This window comes from Pseudomonas sp. MPB03 (genome assembly GCF_046605385.1).
GTDB lineage: Bacteria > Pseudomonadota > Gammaproteobacteria > Pseudomonadales > Pseudomonadaceae > Aquipseudomonas > Aquipseudomonas zanjanensis.
This window is the reverse complement of the sequence record NZ_CP176770.1, coordinates 3,072,287-3,093,227: the sequence shown is the minus strand read 5'-3', so window position 1 is coordinate 3,093,227 and position 20,941 is coordinate 3,072,287. Positions and strand designations below refer to the sequence as shown.

Annotated in this window: 19 protein-coding genes; 11 read left to right on the top strand and 8 right to left on the bottom strand. The window is 61.5% G+C overall.

Annotation, left to right across the window (positions count from 1 at the left end; genetic code table 11):
• Positions 1–98: 98 nt before the first annotated feature.
• Both ACLH0I_RS13725 and ACLH0I_RS13720 read right to left on the bottom strand, forming a co-directional pair.
• Positions 99–1,382: an arsenic transporter gene (locus ACLH0I_RS13725; RefSeq protein ID WP_250964418.1), complete on the bottom strand. Its 1,284-nt coding sequence runs from the start codon at positions 1,380–1,382 to the stop codon at positions 99–101.
• Between the two features lie 327 nt (positions 1,383–1,709).
• A complete protein-coding gene (locus tag ACLH0I_RS13720) occupies positions 1,710–2,267 on the bottom strand; it encodes an NADPH-dependent FMN reductase (RefSeq protein ID WP_411387363.1) in 558 nt (185 codons plus the stop codon).
• Positions 2,268–2,452: 185 nt separating this feature from the next.
• On the opposite strand from ACLH0I_RS13720, the gene ACLH0I_RS13715 reads away from it, so the two are divergent.
• Positions 2,453–2,704, top strand: a complete 252-nt coding sequence (locus ACLH0I_RS13715; RefSeq protein ID WP_250964420.1) for a hypothetical protein — start codon at positions 2,453–2,455, stop codon at positions 2,702–2,704.
• Positions 2,705–2,789: 85 nt separating this feature from the next.
• Positions 2,790–3,683 (top strand): LysR substrate-binding domain-containing protein, encoded by an 894-nt coding sequence (locus ACLH0I_RS13710; RefSeq protein WP_186704869.1) that lies wholly within the window; start codon positions 2,790–2,792, stop codon positions 3,681–3,683.
• Here ACLH0I_RS13710 and ACLH0I_RS13705 read toward each other — a convergent pair.
• The 4 genes from ACLH0I_RS13705 to ACLH0I_RS13690 form a co-directional block, all read right to left on the bottom strand.
• Positions 3,649–4,263 (bottom strand): GNAT family N-acetyltransferase, encoded by a 615-nt coding sequence (locus ACLH0I_RS13705; RefSeq protein WP_186704868.1) that lies wholly within the window; start codon positions 4,261–4,263, stop codon positions 3,649–3,651. The two genes, ACLH0I_RS13710 and ACLH0I_RS13705, sit on opposite strands and share 35 nt — an antisense overlap.
• 264 nt (positions 4,264–4,527) lie before the next feature.
• The gene (gene dnaQ / locus ACLH0I_RS13700) at positions 4,528–5,289 is read right to left on the bottom strand and encodes a DNA polymerase III subunit epsilon (protein WP_250964422.1); all 762 of its coding nucleotides are present in this window, start codon (positions 5,287–5,289) and stop codon (positions 4,528–4,530) included.
• A gap of 223 nt (positions 5,290–5,512) precedes the next feature.
• Positions 5,513–5,965: a ribonuclease HI gene (rnhA, locus tag ACLH0I_RS13695; RefSeq protein ID WP_030142629.1), complete on the bottom strand. Its 453-nt coding sequence runs from the start codon at positions 5,963–5,965 to the stop codon at positions 5,513–5,515.
• Between the two features lie 89 nt (positions 5,966–6,054).
• Positions 6,055–6,813, bottom strand: coding sequence for a class I SAM-dependent methyltransferase (locus ACLH0I_RS13690; protein WP_046062777.1), 759 nt, complete (start codon positions 6,811–6,813; stop codon positions 6,055–6,057).
• 65 nt (positions 6,814–6,878) lie between these two features.
• On the opposite strand from ACLH0I_RS13690, the gene gloB reads away from it, so the two are divergent.
• The 8 genes from gloB (at position 6,879) to fabI (ending at position 17,698) form a co-directional block, all read left to right on the top strand.
• Positions 6,879–7,646: a hydroxyacylglutathione hydrolase gene (gloB, locus tag ACLH0I_RS13685; protein ID WP_411387362.1), complete on the top strand. Its 768-nt coding sequence runs from the start codon at positions 6,879–6,881 to the stop codon at positions 7,644–7,646.
• A gap of 99 nt (positions 7,647–7,745) precedes the next feature.
• Positions 7,746–9,194: a transglycosylase SLT domain-containing protein gene (locus ACLH0I_RS13680; protein ID WP_411387361.1), complete on the top strand. Its 1,449-nt coding sequence runs from the start codon at positions 7,746–7,748 to the stop codon at positions 9,192–9,194.
• A gap of 295 nt (positions 9,195–9,489) precedes the next feature.
• A complete protein-coding gene (locus ACLH0I_RS13675; protein ID WP_411387360.1) occupies positions 9,490–11,322 on the top strand; it encodes an extracellular solute-binding protein in 1,833 nt (610 codons plus the stop codon).
• Positions 11,319–13,172, top strand: a complete 1,854-nt coding sequence (locus tag ACLH0I_RS13670; protein ID WP_411387359.1) for an extracellular solute-binding protein — start codon at positions 11,319–11,321, stop codon at positions 13,170–13,172. Before ACLH0I_RS13675 ends, ACLH0I_RS13670 begins: the two co-directional genes overlap by 4 nt.
• Before the next feature lie 4 nt (positions 13,173–13,176).
• Complete coding sequence (locus ACLH0I_RS13665) at positions 13,177–14,250, top strand: microcin C ABC transporter permease YejB (RefSeq protein WP_186704862.1); 1,074 nt, start codon at positions 13,177–13,179, stop codon at positions 14,248–14,250.
• A gap of 1 nt (position 14,251) precedes the next feature.
• On the top strand, positions 14,252–15,271 hold the full coding sequence (locus ACLH0I_RS13660) for a microcin C ABC transporter permease (RefSeq protein WP_186704861.1): 1,020 nt from the start codon (positions 14,252–14,254) through the stop codon (positions 15,269–15,271).
• A 1-nt stretch (position 15,272) separates the two neighbouring features.
• Positions 15,273–16,883, top strand: coding sequence for an ABC transporter ATP-binding protein (locus ACLH0I_RS13655; protein WP_411387358.1), 1,611 nt, complete (start codon positions 15,273–15,275; stop codon positions 16,881–16,883).
• 20 nt (positions 16,884–16,903) lie between these two features.
• Positions 16,904–17,698, top strand: a complete 795-nt coding sequence (gene fabI, locus ACLH0I_RS13650) for an enoyl-ACP reductase FabI (RefSeq protein ID WP_186704859.1) — start codon at positions 16,904–16,906, stop codon at positions 17,696–17,698.
• A gap of 410 nt (positions 17,699–18,108) precedes the next feature.
• On the opposite strand, the gene ACLH0I_RS13645 is transcribed toward fabI, so the two are convergent.
• Complete coding sequence (locus ACLH0I_RS13645) at positions 18,109–19,071, bottom strand: sensor domain-containing diguanylate cyclase (RefSeq protein WP_250964430.1); 963 nt, start codon at positions 19,069–19,071, stop codon at positions 18,109–18,111.
• 137 nt (positions 19,072–19,208) lie between these two features.
• Between ACLH0I_RS13645 and ACLH0I_RS13640 the strand changes: the two genes are divergently transcribed.
• Entirely contained in the window at positions 19,209–20,033 is an 825-nt protein-coding gene (locus tag ACLH0I_RS13640; protein ID WP_250964431.1) for a helix-turn-helix transcriptional regulator, read from the top strand.
• A gap of 205 nt (positions 20,034–20,238) precedes the next feature.
• Here ACLH0I_RS13640 and ACLH0I_RS13635 read toward each other — a convergent pair whose 3' ends face one another.
• Complete coding sequence (locus tag ACLH0I_RS13635; RefSeq protein WP_411387357.1) at positions 20,239–20,826, bottom strand: LysE family translocator; 588 nt, start codon at positions 20,824–20,826, stop codon at positions 20,239–20,241.
• Positions 20,827–20,941: the final 115 nt, after the last annotated feature.

The following is a 20,941-nucleotide window of genomic DNA, read 5'->3' as shown; positions in this document are numbered from 1 at the left end:
CAAGCTCGCTCCCACAGGTTATGTGTTGATCATCAATTCTGTAGGCAACACAAATCCACTGTGGGAGCGAGCTTGCTCGCGATTGAAGCCAACGCGGTCTAGATGGACAACCGCACAGCCAAAGCCGCCAACGTCACCAGCAACACCGGCACCGTCAGCACGATCCCGACCTTGAAATAATACCCCCAGCCGATCTGGATGTTCTTGCGCGCCAGCACATGCAGCCACAGCAACGTCGCCAGGCTGCCGATCGGGGTGATTTTCGGGCCCAGGTCGCTGCCGATGACGTTGGCGTAGATCATCGCCTCCTTCACCACGCCAGTGGCCTGGCTGGCGTCGATGGACAAGGCTCCGACCAGCACTGTCGGCAAATTGTTCATGACCGACGACAGCAATGCAGTCAGCACGCCGGTGCCCATCGCCGCGCCCCACACGCCATATTCGGCGAATCCATCGAGCCACTGGGCCAGGTAACCGGTCAGCCCGGCGTTGCGCAAGCCATAGACCACCAGGTACATGCCGAGGGAGAAGATCACGATCTGCCAGGGCGCTTCCTTCATCGCCTTGCGGGTGGAAATCTTGTGGCCGTAGGCCGCGACACCCAGCAGCAACGCAGCACAAACGGCCGAGATAGCACTGATGGGAATCCCCAGCGGCTCCAGGGCAAAGCAGCCCAGCAGCAGGATCACCAACACCACCCAACCGGCGTAGAACGTTGCCCTGTCGTGGATCGCCGTCGCCGGGTCGTCCAGTTGACCGGGGTCGTAGTCGCGCGGGATGTCGCGGCGAAAGACCCACATCAGGATCGCCAGGCTGGCCGCCACGCTGACCAGGTTCACCGGCACCATGACCGCCGCATAGCGGTTGAAGCCAATGCCGAAGAAATCCGCCGAGACGATGTTCACCAGGTTCGATACCACCAGTGGCAAGCTCGCGGTGTCGGCAATGAATCCAGCCCCCATCACGAATGCAAGCGTCGCCGCCGGGGAGAAACGCAACGCCAGCAGCATCGAGATCACGATGGGCGTCAGGATCAGCGCCGCTCCGTCATTGGCAAACAAGGCCGACACCAGCGCCCCCAGCAGCACCATGAACGCAAACAGCTTGCGCCCACTGCCCTTTCCCCAGCGGGCCACATGCAGGGCCGCCCAGGCGAAGAACCCGGCCTCGTCCAGCAGCAGGCTGATGATGATCAGCGCGACAAACGTACCGGTGGCGTTCCAGATGATCTGCCAGACCAGGGGAATGTCACTGATCTGCACCACCCCGCTCAACAAGGCCAGCAGCGCGCCCAACGTCGCGCTCCAGCCAACCCCGAGCCCCTTGGGCTGCCAGATCACCAACGTAATGGTTAGCAGGAAAATCAACGACGCGACGAGCATGCGTAACAACCAGGAAAGAGAACGTTAAAGACAGGAATCACCAGCAGTGCAATGCACAGGCGAGTGTTGTCGGCGAGCGCCTTGAAGACATCGACAGGGCTTGGGTAGTCAGGCACAGCGAACGACATCCCGGATGAGCGAACGGCGAAGGTATGGAATTCAGGCAATACAGTAAAGCAGGGATTGCAGGCGCAAATATATCGTGGCGAGGGAGCTTGCTCCCGCTGGACTGCGCAGCAGGCCCAGGTTTTGTGCTGCGGCGCAGATTTTGGGGCCGCTTCGCGACCCAGCGGGAGCAAGCTCCCTCGCCACAGAGTCTACGCGGGTTCAGATTTTCTTATGCTGCTCGACCCACTTGCCATAGGCGTCGATGAATTTCTGCAGGAACGGCCGCAACGAATCCGACAGGTTGCCCGCCTCGTCAAACGCCGTTCCGGCGCCGCTCAAATAGGCTTCCGGTTGCTGCATGCAGGGCACGTCAAGGAACACCAGCGACTGGCGCAGATGATGATTGGCACCGAACCCGCCCATGGCGCCCGGTGAAGCGCTGATCACTGCGCCCGGCTTTCCGCTCAGGCAACTCTGGCCGTACGGACGCGACCCCACGTCGATGGCATTCTTCAACGGTGCCGGCACCGAGCGGTTGTATTCAGGCGTGACGAACAACAAGGCATCTGCCGCACCCACCTGCTGGCGGAATGTGGTGTAGGCTGCCGGCGGCGTGACGTCGATGTCTTCGTTATAAAGTGGCAATTCACCGATCTCGATGATAGTCAGCTTGAGGTTGGCGGGCGCCAAGTCAGCCAGTGCCAGCGCTATCTTGCGGTTGATCGAGGCCTTGCGCAGGCTGCCCACCAAAACGGCCACTGTGTACACGTTACTCATGAGAGGCTTCTCGACTGTCGGCTCAAAGGAGCCTGTAGTTATAGATGATCGGCGTGACAATTGGACCAGTGGAGCGACGAAAACCGGCCGGTTCGACTATTTTTTTCATGTAGGAAAACTTACCACGCTTGGGCAAGGTCTACAGAACCGCAAATCGAGTGATCTATTTCCAGAGGTTCTAAGCAATGGCAGCAGTACTTGTCGGACAATTTCATGCGCGGGACGCCGAAGGTCGCGTCTATTCGGTGCATGAGTTCCAGGAATCGGAGCCGTCTGCGGACGGTAGCGGCAAGGATGTCGTCACTTATAAACTGGCGATCGGTGATCGCGTCAACAAACTCGACGAGGACCGATTCCTCCTGGTTCAGTCTGGCATCGAACTGAAACGCGAAGCCACAACCTTCACCAGCGAACCTGAAGCGCAGATAGCGCTATAACCGGTTGTTAGAGCAGAAGTCATGCCCGGACTTGGGTTAGGATTCAGCCACTCTATGGCTCACCCGCCGAACACGGACTTCCTGCATGCGTTTACGCCACATCGAAGTAATCCAGGCGCTGTTGCAGACCGGCCACCTCGGCACGGCGGCCGAATGGCTGCAACTGCCGGTGGCGGAGGTCGAGGCGATCCTGCGCGATGCCGAGGCCCAATTGGGCTTCATGCTGTTTGCCAGCGTGCGCGGGCGCTTGCAAGCCACCCGTGAAACCCTCGAACTGCGCGACGGCATCACGCGCGTGTACGACACGCTCGAACCGGTGCAACGCCTGGCCAGCAGCCTGAAACACCATCAGGCACCGCCCTTGCGCATTATCTGCACTCCGCCGCTGGCCCAGCAGTTGTTGCCCCAGAGCATCGCCGCCTTGCGCCGCCGCCATCCGGATGCGCCGTGCACCCTGCTCAGCCAACCGACCCGTGACATCGTCCACAGCCTGCTGTTGCGTGAAAGCGACCTGGGCCTGAGCCTGCACGACCCTGAACATCCCGACATCCATTGCCAGATGATCGCCCAGGGCAAACTGCAATTGCTCGCGCCCCACGGCTGGCTGCAACCCCGGCAAAAATACATTTCGATCCAGGACCTGGCGGGCCAACCGTTGGTAGGCCTGGATGGCCATGACCCGCTGAGCCCTGCGTTCGAGCACAAGTTGGCGGCGCTGCGTCCGGCGCCGATGATCCAGATCCGCGTCCAGACCCATCAGATGATGCGCGCCATGGTCGAGGCCGGCGAAGGCCTTGCCATCGTCGACCCGTTCACCGCCTCGGGTGCCAAGGGCGGCGGTCTGGATGTCTGCCCGCTATCGCCCGCCGTCGCGATTGGCCTCTATGCCCTGAGCCTCAACGGCGCCCCCTCTTCACCCGCCCTGCAATCGCTGCTGGAGCGGGTTACGGAACAAGCCGAGGCGTTGCTGAGCCACTGATCGACATGCCCAGCGGGTCGTCGAACAACCGGTACCAGAACAACGCCACTTCGGCGGTATGCCGGTCAATGCCGCGATAGCGCAGGTGGTCGATGCCACCGAGCACGTAACCGCATCGCTCATAGAGCCGGCAGGCGCCCAGATTGTTGTTCTGGGTCTCGAGCATGATGCCAGGCAGTTTTTTCTTGCGGCTCCAGAACTGGGCAACGTCGAGCAACGCCTTGGCCACCCCATGGCGACGGGCCGGGGCGTGCACCGCCAACTCGTCGATGTGGGCATAGCCGTTCCAATTGGTACTGATCACCAGGTGCCCTACCGGCTGGTCATCGAGGTAGGCCATGAAGATCTCGCTGTCCGGAGCGTTGCGGAAACTGCTGAACTCTTCGGGATCGATGCCATAGCACTTGCGATAGGGAACAATGGGCGTCACCGGCCATTGGCTGACAGGACGACCGATCTGCGCCGTTGCGTAGTCGTTGACTTCAAAACTGAAGTCACTGCCCCAGATGTAGGCGGCAAAGCCGTCATCGACGACTCGCACCGACAACCCGGGGTGCTTGGGATTCATGACCGGTTGCATACTGGGGAAGGTCCTCATTCCTTGAGGCAACCAACGGCGTGGTGCCATCCATTGCCCTTATCTTTCAAATCTTCACACATCAAGCGGGATCCGTAGCCTGCCCGTTCCCTCAGGGTAGAAGGTCGTGGCGATTGTGGCGAGAAATGAACGATGGATAACCTTGTGGGAGCGAGCTTGCTCGCGATGACGGCGGCACATTCAGCATTGATGCAAGCTGAACGACCATCATCGCGAGCAAGCTCGCTCCCACAGGAAGAGGTTTCATCAGTGCGTGGCGGCCTGCGACTCGGCCAACTGCGTCCACAATGCCGGAGCACCTGCGGACTTGGCGATGGCTTCCAGACGCGCGGCATGCTCGGCCAGGTCGTTTTCGCTGGCGCGGATGATCCGCGAGGGCTGGCGATCAGCGGGCAAGCGACGGATTTCCGTGGCCTGGTTGCCGGAGCCTTCGCCAGTACCATTGCCGTCCGAGGCGTTGCCGGCCAGGGACAGGCTGGTCTGGCCGCCGGTCATGGTCAAGTAGACGTCGGCCAGGATCTCGGAGTCGAGCAAGGCGCCGTGCAGTTCACGGCCGGAGTTGTCGACGCCGTAGCGCTTGCACAAGGCATCGAGGCTGTTGCGCTGGCCAGGGTGGCGTTCCCGAGCCATCATCAGGGTGTCGAGGATGGTGCAATGCCGGGTAATGTCGGCCCGGTCGTGCTGGCCCATCAGGGCGAATTCGTTGTTGATGAACCCGACGTCGAACGCCGCGTTGTGGATGATCAACTGCGCGCCCTGGATGAATTCGAAGAACTCATCGGCCACTTCGGCGAAACGCGGCTTGCCCACCAGGAATTCGTTGGTGATGCCGTGGACGCCGATGGCGCCCTCGTCACTTTCACGGTCCGGTTGCAGGTAAACGTGGAAATGGCGACCGGTCAGGCGCCGGCCGATCAGCTCGACACAACCGATTTCAATAATCCGGTGACCATCGGTCACCGGCATGCCGGTGGTTTCGGTATCCAGTACTACAGATCTGTTGGCCATCAGTGTTCAGCTCTCAACGGGCAGTCTTGCAAAAGCGCGGATCTTAACACGCTATTAGGTGGGATTAGCCTGGGACCGCTTTTGTGGCGAGGGAGCTTGCTCCCGCTCGGTTGCGCAGCGACCGCCGAAAGGGGCCTGCTTCGCCCGAGGCGTCGGACCGGTCCAGCGGGAGCAAGCTCCCTCGCCACAGGTGTCATCCTGCCAGATCCTGATAACGCCTCTATCAAGCCTGCTTATAGCCCCGCACCTCATCCACCCCACGATTGGCCAACTGATCGGCCCGTTCGTTGCCGTGGTGGCCGATGTGGCCACGCACCCATTTCCAGGTGACGTTGTGGCGGTTGACCTGCTCGTCCAGCAACTTCCACAGGTCGGCGTTTTTCACCGGTTCCTTCGCCGCCGTCTTCCAGCCGCGCTTCTTCCAGTTGGCCATCCACTCGTTGATGCCTTTCATCACGTACTGCGAGTCGGTCACCAGCAGCACATCACAAGGCCGCTTGAGCTCTTCCAGGCCACGGATGGCGCCCATCAGTTCCATGCGATTGTTGGTGGTATTGGCTTCGCCGCCCCAGAGTTCCTTCTCCACGCCCTTGCACACCAGCAACGCGCCCCAGCCACCCGGGCCGGGGTTGCCCTTGCAGGCGCCATCAGTGAAGAGTTCTACGCTATCGCTCATGCCAATCTATCCAGAAAAAATGCAAAGGCCCGCCCATCGGGCCCGACAAAACCCGCAGCCCAATGCCGGCAAGAACCATCAGAAAAAGGTTACGGCTCGATGTGGCGACGATTGACCTTGGCCATTGGCAAGGGAATCAGCTTGCCCATCGGCTCGCGTCGCGCCTGACGTACCGGGCGCAACCCGACCGCGATCTTGCGCGCCACCAGCAGGTAGAAACCGCCGCCGGACAGCTGCCAGTCGCCAGCCTTGCGCTCCCAGCCGGCCAGGCGTGCCTGCCACTTGGGTGACGCAAGCGGCGGACGATAGCACCCGAAGCGGCGTTTCTCCAGCGCGAAGCCCAGCAGGTTGAGCCAGTCGCCGACCCTCGACGCCGAGATGCAGCGGGCCTGGCGCAAGGCGTCGTGGGCAAATACATGACGCAAGCCCCAGGTGCTCCAGGGGTTGATGCCGATGATCAGTAGATGTCCGCCGGGACGCACACTGCTGGCGGCCTCGCGGAGCAAGCCGTGGGGTGACAGGCAGAAATCCAGGCCATGCTGCATGACCACCACGTCGGCGGCATGCTCGCTCAGCGGCCAGGCCTGCTCTTCGCAGACGATTTCCACCCCGGGCAACGGTGCCCCCAGGCGAACGTTGCGCTGGACCTGCGGCGCCGACGGCGGCGTTTGCGCCGACGGCCCGTAATGCACCAGATAGCCGCCGAAGAACCGGCCCAACTCGTCTTCGAGCATGCGCCGTTCTTCATCCAGCAAAAATTGCCCCACCGGGCCGGACAGCCATTCACGGGCGGCGCTGATCAACGCCAGCCAGTCAGGATCAGCCTGAGCGAACGCTTCATCGGTCATTGCATTCTCCAACGCGTCAGGAAGTTCTAAGATGCGCCTTTGTTTTCCGCTTGGCGAATTCCGCGATGATACAGATCAGTGCCCTGCCCGCGTTCACCGATAACTACATCTGGTTGTTACAGGATCACTCCACCCAGCGCTGCGCCGTGGTCGACCCGGGGGATGCCGCGCCGGTACAGGCCTGGCTCGACGCCCATCCGGGTTGGGTCCTGAGCGACATCCTCATCACCCACCATCACCATGATCACGTCGGCGGCGTCCAGGCGCTGAAAAAGGCAACGAACGCCACCGTCTACGGCCCGGCCAGTGAAAACATCCCGGCGCGGGACCATGCGCTGAATGATAACGACAAGGTCCACGTGCTGGGCTGGGACTTCGATGTCCATGCCGTGCCCGGCCATACGCTGGGGCACATCGCCTACTACCACCATGGCCTGCTTTTCTGCGGCGACACCCTGTTCGCCGCCGGTTGCGGCCGACTCTTCGAAGGCACGCCTGCGCAAATGCACCACTCGCTCAGTCGCCTCGCCGCCCTGCCCGAAGATACGCTGGTCTACTGCACCCATGAATATACCCTCAGCAACCTGAGGTTCGCCGCTGCCGTGGAACCCGGCAACCCGGACATCGCCGCCCGCCTGGAAAAAGTCAGCCGACAACGCGACGAAGGCGTCATCACCCTGCCTTCGACCCTGGCCCTGGAGAAACTCACCAATCCATTCCTGCGCACCGCTGAAACATCCGTTAAACAAAAAGCGGACGAACGGAACGGCCAGCGAAACCAGACGCCGAGTGAGGTTTTTGCGGCCTTGAGAGCTTGGAAAGATACGTTCTAAGGCAGCTATCGATTGATACAAAAATTCTGAAAGGTTGACCTGTTGGGGTGCGCTTCCTAGAATCGGCCGACATTTTTGCCCGGAACTTACTTCCAGCCAATGTCGTCATCTATACGCAGGTCCGTCCAGTCAGACACATTGACCCGCTTGGCTCAAGCCATCGCGGTGGCTGTGTCCGCCACTTTGGCGGGCTGCCAGAGCACGAGCCAGCTGCCGCAGACCGACGCGGCGCACACCCCGAATATCGCCGCTCGCGCCAAGCAGAAGCCAGTATGGCTCACCGAGAAACCCAGCCCCCAAGTGCCCCAGGACGTCTGGGAGCGCATGCGCCAGGGCTTCCAATTGCAGGAAACGGCCGGCGTCAACCCGCGTATCGAGCAACAGCGCCTGTGGTTCGCCAGCAACCCTTCCGTCATGGAAAACGCCGGTGAGCGCGGCAGCCTGTACATCCATTACATCGTCGAACGCCTCGAAGAGCGCAACATGCCCCTGGAGCTGGCCTTGCTGCCGGTGATCGAGAGCGCCTACAACCCCATGGCCTATTCCCGGGCGCACGCAGTGGGCCTGTGGCAGTTCATCCCTTCCACGGGGCGGTACTTCAACCTGCGCCAGACCCGCTTCTACGACGGACGTCGCGACATCACCGCCTCCACCACGGCCGCCCTGGACTACCTGACTCGCCTGCACGACATGTTCAACGGCGACTGGTTGCTGGCGCTGGCGGCCTACAACGCCGGGGAAGGCACGGTCAGCCGCGCCATCGAGCGCAACGAGAAACTGGGCTTGCCCACCGACTACTGGAACTTGCCGCTGCCCAGCGAGACCCAGGCCTATGTGCCGAAGTTGCTGGCGCTGTCCCAGGTGGTGCTCTCGCCCGACGCCTACGGCGTGAACCTCAACCCGATCGCCAACGAACCTTATTTCCAAGTCGTCGAGATCAACCAGCGCATGGACCTGTCCAAGGTCGCGGCGGTGGCCAACATCGACGAAGACGAGCTGTTCCAGCTCAACCCGGCCTTCAAGCAGCGCACCACCATCGACGGTCCCCAGCATTTGCTGGTGCCGACGTCCAAGGCCCAGTTGCTGACTGCCAGCCTGTCGACCATGCGCCCGGAAGAGTTGATCAGCCAGCGCTCGCTCAAGCCGGTTTTCGAATCCGCCGACGACAGCGAAGTGGAAGGTGCCAGGCGCACCTACCGCGTCAAGCGCGGCGACAACCTGGCCCAGATCGCCAAGGCCAACAAGGTCCAGACCAAGGATCTGCAACGTTGGAACAAACTCAGCGGCAACAAGCTCAAGGTCGGCCAGACCTTGGTGATGCAGGACACCAGGGCCAGCAAGACCACCGGCAAGCGCATCAGCACCGTGGTGGCCGCCAACAGCAAGAACCAGAAGAAGCAAACCCAGTACAAGGTCAAGCAAGGTGATTCCCTGTACGTGGTCGCCAAGCGCTTCAACGTGGAAATGCAGCACCTCAAGCGCTGGAACCCGCGAATGGGCAAGGCGCTCAAGCCTGGGCAGATGCTGACGGTTTACTCGCCGCACTAAGCCATCGATGGTTGAAGGGGCTGTTTATGCCCGAGAAGCTTTTGTGGCGAGGGAGCTTGCTCCCGCAGGGCTGCGCAGCAGACCCGAATCTGGCACCTCGGTGTGACAGATGGATTGGGTCACGGCTTTTGGGGTTGCTGCGCAACCCAGCGGGAGCAAGCTCCCTCGCCACAAAGCGTTCACGCGCCGGTTTCGAGTAATCCGAGACGCTTTGGCACCCCGCCTTTTTCCTGTCGATACAAGCTGTTACTGTACAGGCCATAAAAGCCCAAGCCGCCTGGATCGGATCTCAGACTTGATACGTCCCCTCCTCCTGCTCCTGATCAGCCTGGCCTTGAGCTCTCCCGCCAGCGCAACCATCAGCGAAAGCCATGGTTATGCGCAGTTCGGCACGCTCAAGTACCCGGCCAGGTTCACCCACTTCGACTGGGTCAACCCGCAAGCGCCCAAGGGCGGAGTCTTGCGGGTCATGGCATTCGGCACCTTCGATACGCTCAATCCCTACACATTCAAGGGCAGCAGCCCGGTTTCCACCCCCAATTTCCTGCAATACGGCATCAATGAGCTGAACGAACCGCTGATGGTCGGCACTGGCCAGTATGCACCGTCGGGTGACGAACCAACGTCGAGCTATGGGCTGATCGCCCAGTCGGTGGAATACAGCGAAGATCGCAGCTGGGTGGTGTTCAACCTGCGCCCCGAGGCGCGGTTCCACGATGGCGTGCCCATCACCGCTTATGACGTGGCGTTCTCCTACCGGACGCTGCTCAAGGACGGCCACCCGCAATACCGCACCAACCTGCAGGAAGTGTTGCGGGTCGACATTCTCAACCCGCTGAAAATCCGCTTTGTCTTCAAGCGCGCGGGCAATCCGCTGCTGATCCTGCGCCTGGGTGAGCTGCCGGTGTTGCCCCAGCATTACTGGAAAGGTCGCGATTTCAAGGCGACGACCTTCGAGCCGCCCCTGGGCAGCGGGCCGTATCGCATCACCAAAGTGCAACCCGGTCGCCAACTGGTGTTCGAACGGGTCAAGAACTACTGGGGCAAGGACCTGCCGGTCAATCGCGGCAAGTACAACTACGACCGCATGGAGGTGGAGTTCTACCGTGACAGCGAAGTCGCCTTCGAAGCCTTCAAGGCCGGTGAATTCGACATCTACATCGAGCACCAGGCCAAGAACTGGGCCAACGGCTATCAATTCCCGGCGGTCAACCGCGGCGACGTGATCAAGGCACAGATTCCCCACCAGATCCCGACCCAGACCCAAGGCCTGTTCATGAACACCCGGCGCGGCACGTTCGCCGACATCAAGGTGCGTGAAGCCCTGGGGCTGATGTTCGATTTCGAGTGGACCAACCGCACCCTGTTCAGCGGCGCCTACAAGCGCACCCTCAGCTACTACCCCAACAGCGAATTCTCCGCCACCGGCCTGCCGGTGGGCCATGAATGGCTACTGCTCAAGCCGTACCGCGAACAACTGCCACCTGAACTGCTCACCGAACCCTTCAGCTTGCCCAAGACCGACGGGCGCGGCATCCCTCGGGAAACCTTGCGCAAAGCATTGGGACTCCTGAAGGAGGCCGGTTGGAGCCTCAACGGCCAACGCCTGCTGAACGCCGATAGCCAGCCCCTGAGTTTCGAAATCCTGCTGGTGAACCCGAACCTGGAGCGCATCCTGCAACCCTACGTCGAGAACCTCGCCAGCATCGGCATCCAGGCACGGCTGCGCACAGTGGACCGAGCCCAGTACAAGCAGCGCCTGGACCAGTTCGACTTCGACATGATCCTGCTGACCTTGGGCCAGACGCTCAGCCCCGGGCTGGAGCAATGGCAGTACTTCCATTCCAGCCAGGTCGGGGTCAAAGGCAGCAAGAACTACGCCGGGATCGCCAACCCGGTGGTCGACCACCTGTTGGAAAAACTGCTCGCCGCCCAGACCCGCGACGAACAGGTCGCCGCCGGCAAGGCCCTGGATCGCGTGCTGTTGTGGCAGCATTACTGCATTCCCAACTGGTATCTCAATTATCATCGCCTGGCATACCGCAACCGGTTCGCCTTCGTCACCACGCCGCCCTACACCCTGGGCCTGAGCGCCTGGTGGCTGAAATCTTCGGAGAAAGATCAATGAAGCCTCTACGTGCCCTGCTCCTGCAGGCCAGCTGCCTGTTATTCGCCGGGCTGGCCTGCGCCGCGCCGCAGCACGCCTTGACGCTGTACAACGAGCCGCCGAAGTACCCGGCGGATTTCAAGCATTTCGACTACGTGAACCCCGATGCGCCCAAGGGTGGAATATTCCGCCAAGGCGGGTTTGGCAGCTTCGACAGCCTCAACCCGTTCATCAGCAAAGGCGTACCGGCCGACGACATCGGCCTGATCTACGACACCCTGGCCAAGCAGGGCCTGGACGAACCGTTCACCGAATACGGGTTGATCGCCGAAAAAATCGAGAAAGCCCCAGACAATGGCTGGGTGCGCTTCTACTTGCGCCCCGAAGCCCGCTTCAACGATGGCCACCCGGTACGCGCAGAAGACGTCGTCTTCAGCTTCCAGACCCTGACCAAGGACGGCGCCCCGATGTTCCGCGGCTATTACAACGACGTCGCCGAAGTCATCGCCGAAGATCCGCTCAAGGTCCTCTTCAAGTTCAAGCACACCAATAATCGCGAGCTGCCATTGATCCTCGGCCAGTTACCCGTCCTGCCCAAGCATTGGTGGGCCAGTCGAGATTTCAGCAAGGGCAACCTTGAGATCCCTCTGGGCAGCGGTCCCTACAAGGTCGCCGAAGTGAAGGCCGGACGCTCGATCCGCTATGAGCGCGTGAAGGATTATTGGGGCAAGGACCTGCCGGTCAACCGTGGCTTCTACAATTTCGACGTGCTGACCACCGACTATTACCGCGACAACACCGTGGCCGTGGAAGCGTTGAAAGCCGGGCAGTTCGATTTCTGGCTGGAAATGGCCGCCAAGAACTGGGCCAACGCCTACAACATTCCGGCGGTGACCGAAGGTCGGTTGGTCAAGGAACAGATCCCCAACGGCAACCCTACCGGCATGCAGGGCTTTATCTACAACCTGCGTCGCCCGGTTTTCCAAGACGTGCGGGTACGCAAGGCCCTAAGCCTGCTGCTGGACTTCGAGTGGACCAACAAACAGCTGTTCCATGGCGCCTACGCCCGCACCCGCAGCTATTTCGAGAATTCGGAGATGGCGGCAACCGGGCTGCCTGGCGAAGACGAATTGAAAATCCTCGAACCCTTGCGTGGCAAGATTCCCGAGCAGGTCTTCACCGAAGCCTTCCAGCCTTCGATGTGTGACGGCAGCGGCATGATCCGCGACCAGCAACGCAAGGCCTATCACCTGCTGCAGGAGGCCGGATGGCGCATCGTCGACGACAAGATGGTCGATGCCCAAGGCAAGCCCGTGGTGCTGGAGTTTCTGCTGGCCCAGACCGAGTTCGAGCGAGTCTTGTTGCCATTCAAGCGCAACCTGAGTGACCTGGGCATCGAACTGGTGATTCGCCGCGTGGATGTATCCCAGTACATCAACCGTGTACGCTCGCGGGACTTCGACCTGGTGGTGGGCAGCTTCCCGCAATCCAGCTCGCCAGGCAATGAACAGCGCGAGTTCTGGATGTCCGCCGCCGCCGACAAGCCCGGCAGCCGCAACACCATGGGCTTGAAGGACTCGGCTGTGGACCAGTTGGTGGAGCAATTGATCAACGCCGATTCGCGCAAGAGCCTGGTGGCCCATGCCCGGGCATTGGACCGCGTCCTGCAATGGGGCTACTACGTAATCCCCAACTGGCACATCAAGACCTGGCGCGTGGCCTATTGGAACCACATCGGCCACCCGAAAGTCACGCCGACCTACGACATCGGCACCACCACCTGGTGGGTCAAGCCGGAGGTCAAACCGGCCGATGAAGTAGAAAAGCAGGTCATCGAGCAGCAAGTCGCCGCCCCTGCGAGCGTGGAGTAACAAGATGCTGGCTTATATTTTTCGGCGACTGCTGCTGATCATTCCCACCCTGTTCGGCATTCTGTTGATCAACTTCGTCATCATCCAAGCCGCGCCCGGCGGGCCGGTGGAGCAGATGATCGCCAAGCTCGAGGGCTTCGAGGGCGCCACCAGCCGCATCGCCGGCGGCGGTGCCGAAGTATCGGTGGCCGGTTCTTCCTACCGCGGCGCCCAGGGCCTGGACCCGGCGTTGGTCAAGGAAATCGAACGCATGTACGGCTTCGACAAGTCGGCGCCCGAACGCCTGTGGATCATGATCAAGAATTACGCCCGCCTGGACTTCGGTGACAGTTTTTTCCGCGACGCCAAGGTCATCGACCTGATCAAGGAAAAGATGCCGGTGTCCATCTCCCTCGGCCTGTGGAGCACGCTGATCATGTACCTGGTGTCGATCCCGCTGGGGATCGCCAAGGCCACGCGCCATGGCAGCCATTTCGACGTGTGGACCAGCTCGGCAATCATCGTCGGCTACGCGATCCCGTCGTTCCTGTTCGCCATCCTGCTGATCGTGGTGTTTGCCGGCGGCAGTTATTTCGACTGGTTCCCGTTGCGCGGACTGACTTCCAACAACTTCGACGAATTGAGCATGGGCGGCAAGATCCTCGATTACTTCTGGCACCTGGCCTTGCCCGTGACCGCCCTGGTGATCGGCAACTTCGCTACCATGACCCTGCTGACCAAGAACAGCTTCCTCGACGAAATCAACAAGCAATACGTGGTCACCGCCAAGGCCAAGGGCCTGACCCGCCATCGAGTGCTCTACGGCCATGTCTTCCGCAACGCCATGCTGCTGGTGATCGCCGGTTTCCCCTCGGCATTCATCGGGATCTTTTTCACCGGCTCGCTGCTGGTGGAAGTGATCTTCTCCCTCGACGGCCTCGGCCTGATGAGTTTCGAAGCGGCCATCAACCGCGACTACCCGGTGGTGTTCGGCACCCTGTTCATCTTCACCTTGCTGGGACTGGTGGTGAAACTGATCGGCGACCTGACCTACACCTTTGTCGATCCGCGCATCGACTTCGAAAGCCGGGAGCATTGAGATGAACCTGTCCCCTCTCAATCGCCGTCGCTTCGAACTGTTCAAGGCCAACAAGCGTGGCTGGTGGTCGCTGTGGCTGTTCCTGGTCCTGTTCGGGCTGAGCCTGGGCGCCGAGCTGATCGCCAACGACAAGCCGTTGGTGGTGCATTACGACGACGGCTGGTACTTCCCGGCCCTCAAGCGCTACCCGGAAACCACGTTCGGCGGCGAGTTCCCCCTGGAAGCCAACTACAAGAGCCCCTACATCCGCGAACTGCTGGCCGCCAAGGACGCCTGGGTGCTGTGGGCGCCGATCCCCTTCAGCTACCAGAGCATCAACTACGACCTGAAGGTCCCGGCCCCGGCCCCCCCTTCTGCCATGAACTGGCTGGGTACCGACGACCAGGGCCGCGATGTCCTCGCCCGGATCATCTACGGCTTCCGCATTTCGGTGCTGTTCGCCCTGACGCTGACGCTGCTCAGCTCGATCATCGGCGTGATCGCCGGCGCCCTGCAGGGTTTCTATGGCGGCTGGGTGGACCTGGCCGGCCAGCGCTTCCTGGAAATCTGGTCCGGACTGCCGGTGTTGTACCTGTTGATCATCCTGGCCAGCTTCGTGCAGCCCAATTTCTGGTGGCTCCTGGGGATCATGCTGCTGTTTTCCTGGATGAGCCTGGTGGACGTGGTCCGCGCCGAGTTCCTGCGCGGGCGCAACCTGGAATACGTGCGCGCCGCGCGAGCACTGGGCATGCAGAACGGCGCGATCATGTTCCGCCACATCCTGCCCAACGCCATGGTCTCGACCATGACCTTCATGCCGTTCATCCTCACCGGCGCCATCGGCACCCTCACCGCCCTGGATTTCCTCGGCTTTGGCCTGCCGCCGGGCGCGCCGTCCCTGGGCGAGTTGGTGGCCCAGGGCAAGTCCAACCTCCAGGCGCCATGGCTGGGCATCAGCGCGTTCGCCGTGCTGGCCCTGATGCTGAGCCTGTTGGTGTTCATCGGCGAGTCCGCTCGCGATGCCTTCGATCCGAGGAAGTGATATGAACCAGGACAACCTGATCGAAGTGCGCGACCTGGCGGTGGAGTTCGTTGTCGGCGAACGCCGCCAGCGCGTGGTCGAGGGCGTGAGTTTCGATATCCAGCGCGGCGAAACCCTGGCCCTGGTGGGTGAAAGCGGCTCGGGCAAGTCGGTCACCGCCCACTCGATCCTGCGCTTGCTGCCCTACCCCCTGGCCCATCACCCCACCGGGACCATCCAGTACGCCGGCCAGGATTTACTGGGGCTGAAGGAAAAAACCATTCGCCATATCCGCGGCAACCGGATCGCGATGATCTTCCAGGAGCCGATGACCTCCCTCAACCCGCTGCACTCCATCGAAAAACAGATCAATGAAGTGCTCGGCATCCACAAGGGCCTGAGCGGCAAGGTCGCGACCCGCCGGACCCTTGAGTTGCTGGAGCTGGTCGGCATTCCCGAGCCCCACAAGCGCCTCAAGGCCCTGCCCCACGAGTTGTCCGGCGGCCAGCGCCAGCGGGTGATGATCGCCATGGCCCTGGCCAACGAGCCGGAACTGCTGATCGCCGACGAGCCGACCACCGCCCTGGACGTCACCGTCCAGCTGAAAATCCTCCAATTGCTCAAGGAATTGCAGGCGCGCTTGGGCATGTCGCTGCTGTTGATCAGCCACGATTTGAACCTGGTGCGAAGAATTGCGCATCGCGTATGTGTCATGCAGCGCGGTTGCATCGTCGAACAGGCATCGTGCGAAGAGTTGTTCCGCGCGCCGCAGCATCCGTACACTCGGGAACTGCTGGGCGCTGAACCCAGCGGCACCCCGGCGAACAATGTCGTCGGCCCGCCGCTGTTGCAGGTAGAGGACCTGAAAGTCTGGTTCCCGATCAAGAAAGGCCTGTTCAAACGCACGGTGGACTACATCAAGGCCGTGGACGGCATCCGCTTCAGCCTGCCCCAGGGCCAGACCCTGGGCATCGTCGGCGAAAGCGGCTCCGGCAAGTCCACCCTGGGGCTGGCAATCCTGCGGTTGATCGGCAGCCAGGGTGGGATCCGCTTCGAAGGCAAGTCGTTGGACAGCCTGACGCAGCAGCAAGTCCGACCGCTGCGCCGGGAGATGCAAGTGGTGTTTCAGGACCCCTTCGGTAGCCTGAGCCCACGGATGTGCGTCAGCCAGATCGTCGGCGAAGGCCTGCGGATCCACAAGATCGGCACCGAAGCCGAACAGGAACAAGCGATAATCGCGGCATTGAAGGAGGTAGGCCTGGACCCGGAAACCCGGAACCGCTACCCCCATGAATTTTCCGGAGGGCAACGGCAGCGTATCGCCATTGCCCGGGCCCTGGTGCTCAAGCCGGCGTTGATTCTGCTGGATGAACCAACGTCGGCGCTGGACCGTACCGTGCAACGCCAAGTGGTGGAGCTGTTGCGGTCGTTGCAAACCAAGTACAACCTGACGTACCTGTTTATCAGCCATGACCTGGCTGTCGTCAAAGCGCTGAGCCACCAGCTGATGGTGGTCAAGCATGGCCAAGTGGTCGAACAAGGTGATGCCCGCAGCATATTCGCCGCGCCGCAGCACCCCTATACACAGCAGTTGCTGGAGGCCGCCTTCCTGGCCCCAACAACTGCCGAATAACCTGAAAAGAGGAGCAACACATGGGTTTTCTCGCCGGTAAGCGCGTACTGATCGTCGGTGTCGCCAGCAAGCTGTCCATCGCATCCGGCATCGCCGCCGCCATGCATCGCGAGGGCGCTGAGCTTGCCTTCACTTATCAGAACGACAAACTCAAGGGTCGTGTCGAAGAGTTCGCACAAGGCTGGGGCTCGAGCCCTGAGCTGTGCTTCCCGTGCGACGTGGCCAGCGATGAAGAAATCGCCAAGGTCTTCCAAGAGCTGAGCAAGAAGTGGGACGGCCTGGACTGCATCGTGCACTCCGTGGGCTTCGCCCCGGGCGACCAACTGGACGGCGACTTCACCGAAGCCACCACCCGTGAAGGTTTCCGCATTGCCCACGACATCAGCGCCTACAGCTTCGTGGCCCTGGCCAAGGCCGGTCGCGAAATGATGAAAGGCCGCAACGGCAGCCTGCTGACCCTGTCGTACCTGGGCGCCGAGCGCACCATGCCGAACTACAACGTCATGGGCATGGCCAAGGCTTCCCTGGAAGCTGGCGTGCGCTACCTGGCCGGTTCCCTGGGTCCGGACGGCACTCGCGTCAACTGCGTATCGGCAGGCCCGATCCGCACCCTCGCCGCTTCCGGCATCAAGAACTTCCGCAAGATGCTGGCCGCCAACGAAGCGCAAACCCCGCTGCGTCGCAACGTCACCATCGAAGAAGTCGGCAACGCCGGCGCCTTCCTGTGCTCGGACCTAGCGTCGGGCATCAGCGGCGAAATCATGTACGTGGACGGCGGCTTCAACACCACCGCCATGGGTAATATCGAAGAGTAATCTTCACGCGCACCACGCTTGAAAAACGCCGCTCGTCCTGGAAAGGGCAAGCGGCGTTTTTTATTCGATTGCCTGATTGCACCGCCATTCCCTGTGGGAACGAGCTTGCTCGCGATGGCGGTATGTCGGTGATATGGCCCCGTGGCGAGGGAGCTTGCTCCCGCTCGGCTGCGAAGCAGTCGTGAACCGGCGGGTGCGGTGTGTCTGACGCTCCGCATTCGGCAGGTTTTGGGGCCGCTTCGCGCCCCAGCGGGAGCAAGCTCCCTCGCCACGGATTGTCGACGACCTTAAGTAAACAGCGTTACCTGTGGGAGCGGGCTTGCTCGCGAAAGCGGTGGGTCAGCTTGCATTGATATTGAATGTACCGACGCCTTCGCGAGCAAGCCCGCTCCCACAGGGATTAGCCTGTGCTAGCTGCGCAGCGCCTGCTTCTGCGCATACATCGCCGCATCCGCGTCAGCCAGCAGGTTATCGATCGACCGATGGCGCTGGGCGTCGTACTCGATCTGGCCGACGCTGAACCGAATGTCATAGCCGCGCTGCAACATCGCATTGCGCTCATGAAGGATTTCCTGGAGCCGTGCCATGATCGTCGCTGTCTCGACATGGGAGGAGCCGGTGAGCAACGCCACGAACTCGTCTCCGCCCAGACGACCGATCACATCACTTTCGCGAAAGGCGATGCGCAGCACGTCGGCGAAGGTTTTCAGCGCGCTGTCACCCTCGGCATGCCCATAGCGATCATTGATCGGCTTGAAGTCGTTGAGGTCGAAGAACAGCAGCGTCGCCGGTCGCGACAAGCGATCACACACACTCAACGCATGCTGGGCCAGCGTCCTGAAGCCGCGGCGATTGGACAACAGCGTCAGCTCGTCCATGCTCGCCATCTGCACCGCGACCATTTCCTGCTCGGCCATGCGCGCCAGGTCACGCAGCAGTTCGCGTTCTTCGTCATTGAGCCGGCGCGGCTTGGTGTCGAGCAGGCACAACGTGCCCAGCTTGCTGCCATCCTCCAACCCCAGCGGATGCCCTGCGTAGAAGCGAATGCCAGGCGTGTCCGTGACCAGTGGGTTGTCGTGGAAGCGCTCGTCCTGTTCCGCATCGCAGATCTCCAGGATCTGATCCTGCAAAATCGCATGCCCGCAAAACGAAACTTCCCGCGAGGTTTCGCTGGCCTCCAGGCCAGCGCTGGACTTGAACCACTGCCGGTTGGCGTCCACCAGCGACACCAGGGCGATGGGCACGTCAAACAGGCGCCGGGCAAGGCGGGTCAGGCGATCAAAGCGCTCTTCGGGTGCGGTATCGAGCAGTTTGAGCGAGTGCAGATTCTTGAGGCGAACGGCTTCGTTGTCCGGTTTACCTGGCGCAAGCATCGGAAACTCCATTGGCGGGACTTTCTGGAGTCTAGTCCAGGAAGTACCGCCGATGAACAGAACAGCCAAATCCAACGGGCATTTGCCGGCCAGGGCTAATACACTGCCACACAGGTTCACGACGAGGATGCTGACCGATGAAGCACGCCAACCCTGACGCCGCCCCACGCTTCTGGCGCGACGCGGCCCTGCCCTTCATCGAAGCCCGGGCCATCGACGATGGGCGCAAGGTCTGCTATTCGCGTCACTCCCATGATCACTTCTCCATCGGCGCGATCACCGCCGGGCGCAGTACCTATATCCACGAACGCTCGAGTTTCCAGGTGGAAAGCGGCACAGTGGTGCTGATGAACCCCGGCGACGTCCATGCCTGCAACCCGATCGACGATCAGCCCTGGTCCTACGTGATGTTGTACGTCGACACCCAGTGGCTCAGGGATCTGCAGCGCCGTATCGGCTTTGACGAAAACCTCGATTTCCAAGGGTTCGCCACCACCCACAGCCGCGACGCAGAGCTGTTTGCCGCGTTGGGACGGTTGTATGGGCAATTGGTGGACGAGCAACTCGACACGGCCGGCAAGCACGCCGCCGCCGAGGCTTTTTTCATGGACCTGCAACAACGCCTCAACCCGGCCGGCCGTCCGGACCGGGGCAGTCATCCAGGGCTGATGCGTGCGGCGCAATTTATCCATGACCATTGCAGCGAAGCCTTGAAGCTCGAAGACATCTGCACCGCCGCGCAGTTGTCGCCGTCCTACCTGAGCCGAGCCTTCAAGCGCCATTACGGGATGACACCCCATGCCTTCCTGGTCAACCGCCGGATCCAGTTTGCCCGGCGCCAATTGCGCGAAGGCAAGCTGATCGCCGACGTTGCGCTGGACAGTGGGTTTGCCGACCAGGCGCACTTCCAGCGCGCCTTCAAGCAACACCTGGCAGCCACGCCCGGGCAATATCGCGGCTGATACCGCAGCCCGGAAATGGGGTGAGTCCCCCTGTGGCCAGAGATTGCTCCCGCTGGGCTACGCAGTAGCCCTCGATTCTGGGCGACTGCTGCGCAGTCGAGCGGGAGCAAGCTCCCTCGCCACAACAGCATCCCTGCCTCGAAAGAGCGGACCGCAGCCACAACTGCACGCCCTCTGACATGCCCCGGGTTACCGCCACTTCAGTTCACGGCAACAACAGATACACCGCACTCATCACCAACAAGGCCGCCATCGCCCGGTTGAACAGGCGCATGGTCGCCGGATTCCCCAGCCACGAGCGCAGGAAGCTCCCCGCATAGGCCCAGCAGCCCACCGAGACGTAGCAGATCACCAGGTAGATCGCCGCAAACTGCCACACCAGCCGCACCTCGCCATCGGCGACGAATGCGCCCATTCCCGCCACACAGGCCAGCCAGGCCTTGGGATTGAGCCATTGCATCAGCGCGCCGTAGAGCATCGACGGCGCACGCCCCTCGTCCCGCCCTCCCAGCTCGCCATTGTCCATCGCCAGTTTCCAGGCCATGAACAGCAGGAAGGCCACACCCGCCAGTTGCACCACGCGCGTAAGCCCCGGCCAACGCTGCAACACTTCATGCAACCCCAACCCCATCAAGACCAGCAGCAGGACAAAACCGAGGGTAGCGCCGGCCACGTGCCGCAACGTGGCCCGAAACCCGTACCGGGCCCCGGAGCTGAGGGCGACGATATTGACCGGGCCCGGGGTAATGGAAGCCACCAGCGCAAAGGTCGCCATGGAAAATATCAAGCTCATCACATATCTTCTTCAGTTCAGGAACGAGTCCCAAAGGTAAAGGGGCCCGCTTCGGGGGTATTGAAGAAAACTGCCTTGTCATCGAGCGTCACCGTCTATTTTTTTACGCAAACTT

Bases quoted from the DNA above. Each gene is read 5' to 3' on its own strand.
- ACLH0I_RS13680 (WP_411387361.1), top strand. From the start codon at position 7,746: ATGTCGTCATCTATACGCAGGTCCGTCCAGTCAGACACATTGACCCGC.
- ACLH0I_RS13665 (WP_186704862.1), top strand. From the start codon at position 13,177: ATGCTGGCTTATATTTTTCGGCGACTGCTGCTGATCATTCCCACCCTG.
- ACLH0I_RS13725 (WP_250964418.1), bottom strand. From the start codon at position 1,382: ATGCTCGTCGCGTCGTTGATTTTCCTGCTAACCATTACGTTGGTGATC.
- ACLH0I_RS13720 (WP_411387363.1), bottom strand. From the start codon at position 2,267: ATGAGTAACGTGTACACAGTGGCCGTTTTGGTGGGCAGCCTGCGCAAG.
- ACLH0I_RS13635 (WP_411387357.1), bottom strand. From the start codon at position 20,826: ATGAGCTTGATATTTTCCATGGCGACCTTTGCGCTGGTGGCTTCCATT.
- ACLH0I_RS13645 (WP_250964430.1), bottom strand. From the start codon at position 19,071: ATGCTTGCGCCAGGTAAACCGGACAACGAAGCCGTTCGCCTCAAGAAT.
- ACLH0I_RS13690 (WP_046062777.1), bottom strand. From the start codon at position 6,813: ATGACCGATGAAGCGTTCGCTCAGGCTGATCCTGACTGGCTGGCGTTG.
- fabI (WP_186704859.1), top strand. From the start codon at position 16,904: ATGGGTTTTCTCGCCGGTAAGCGCGTACTGATCGTCGGTGTCGCCAGC.
- gloB (WP_411387362.1), top strand. From the start codon at position 6,879: ATGATACAGATCAGTGCCCTGCCCGCGTTCACCGATAACTACATCTGG.
- ACLH0I_RS13655 (WP_411387358.1), top strand. From the start codon at position 15,273: ATGAACCAGGACAACCTGATCGAAGTGCGCGACCTGGCGGTGGAGTTC.
- ACLH0I_RS13640 (WP_250964431.1), top strand. From the start codon at position 19,209: ATGAAGCACGCCAACCCTGACGCCGCCCCACGCTTCTGGCGCGACGCG.
- ACLH0I_RS13705 (WP_186704868.1), bottom strand. From the start codon at position 4,263: ATGCAACCGGTCATGAATCCCAAGCACCCCGGGTTGTCGGTGCGAGTC.
- ACLH0I_RS13670 (WP_411387359.1), top strand. From the start codon at position 11,319: ATGAAGCCTCTACGTGCCCTGCTCCTGCAGGCCAGCTGCCTGTTATTC.
- ACLH0I_RS13715 (WP_250964420.1), top strand. From the start codon at position 2,453: ATGGCAGCAGTACTTGTCGGACAATTTCATGCGCGGGACGCCGAAGGT.
- rnhA (WP_030142629.1), bottom strand. From the start codon at position 5,965: ATGAGCGATAGCGTAGAACTCTTCACTGATGGCGCCTGCAAGGGCAAC.
- dnaQ (WP_250964422.1), bottom strand. From the start codon at position 5,289: ATGGCCAACAGATCTGTAGTACTGGATACCGAAACCACCGGCATGCCG.
- ACLH0I_RS13710 (WP_186704869.1), top strand. From the start codon at position 2,790: ATGCGTTTACGCCACATCGAAGTAATCCAGGCGCTGTTGCAGACCGGC.
- ACLH0I_RS13660 (WP_186704861.1), top strand. From the start codon at position 14,252: ATGAACCTGTCCCCTCTCAATCGCCGTCGCTTCGAACTGTTCAAGGCC.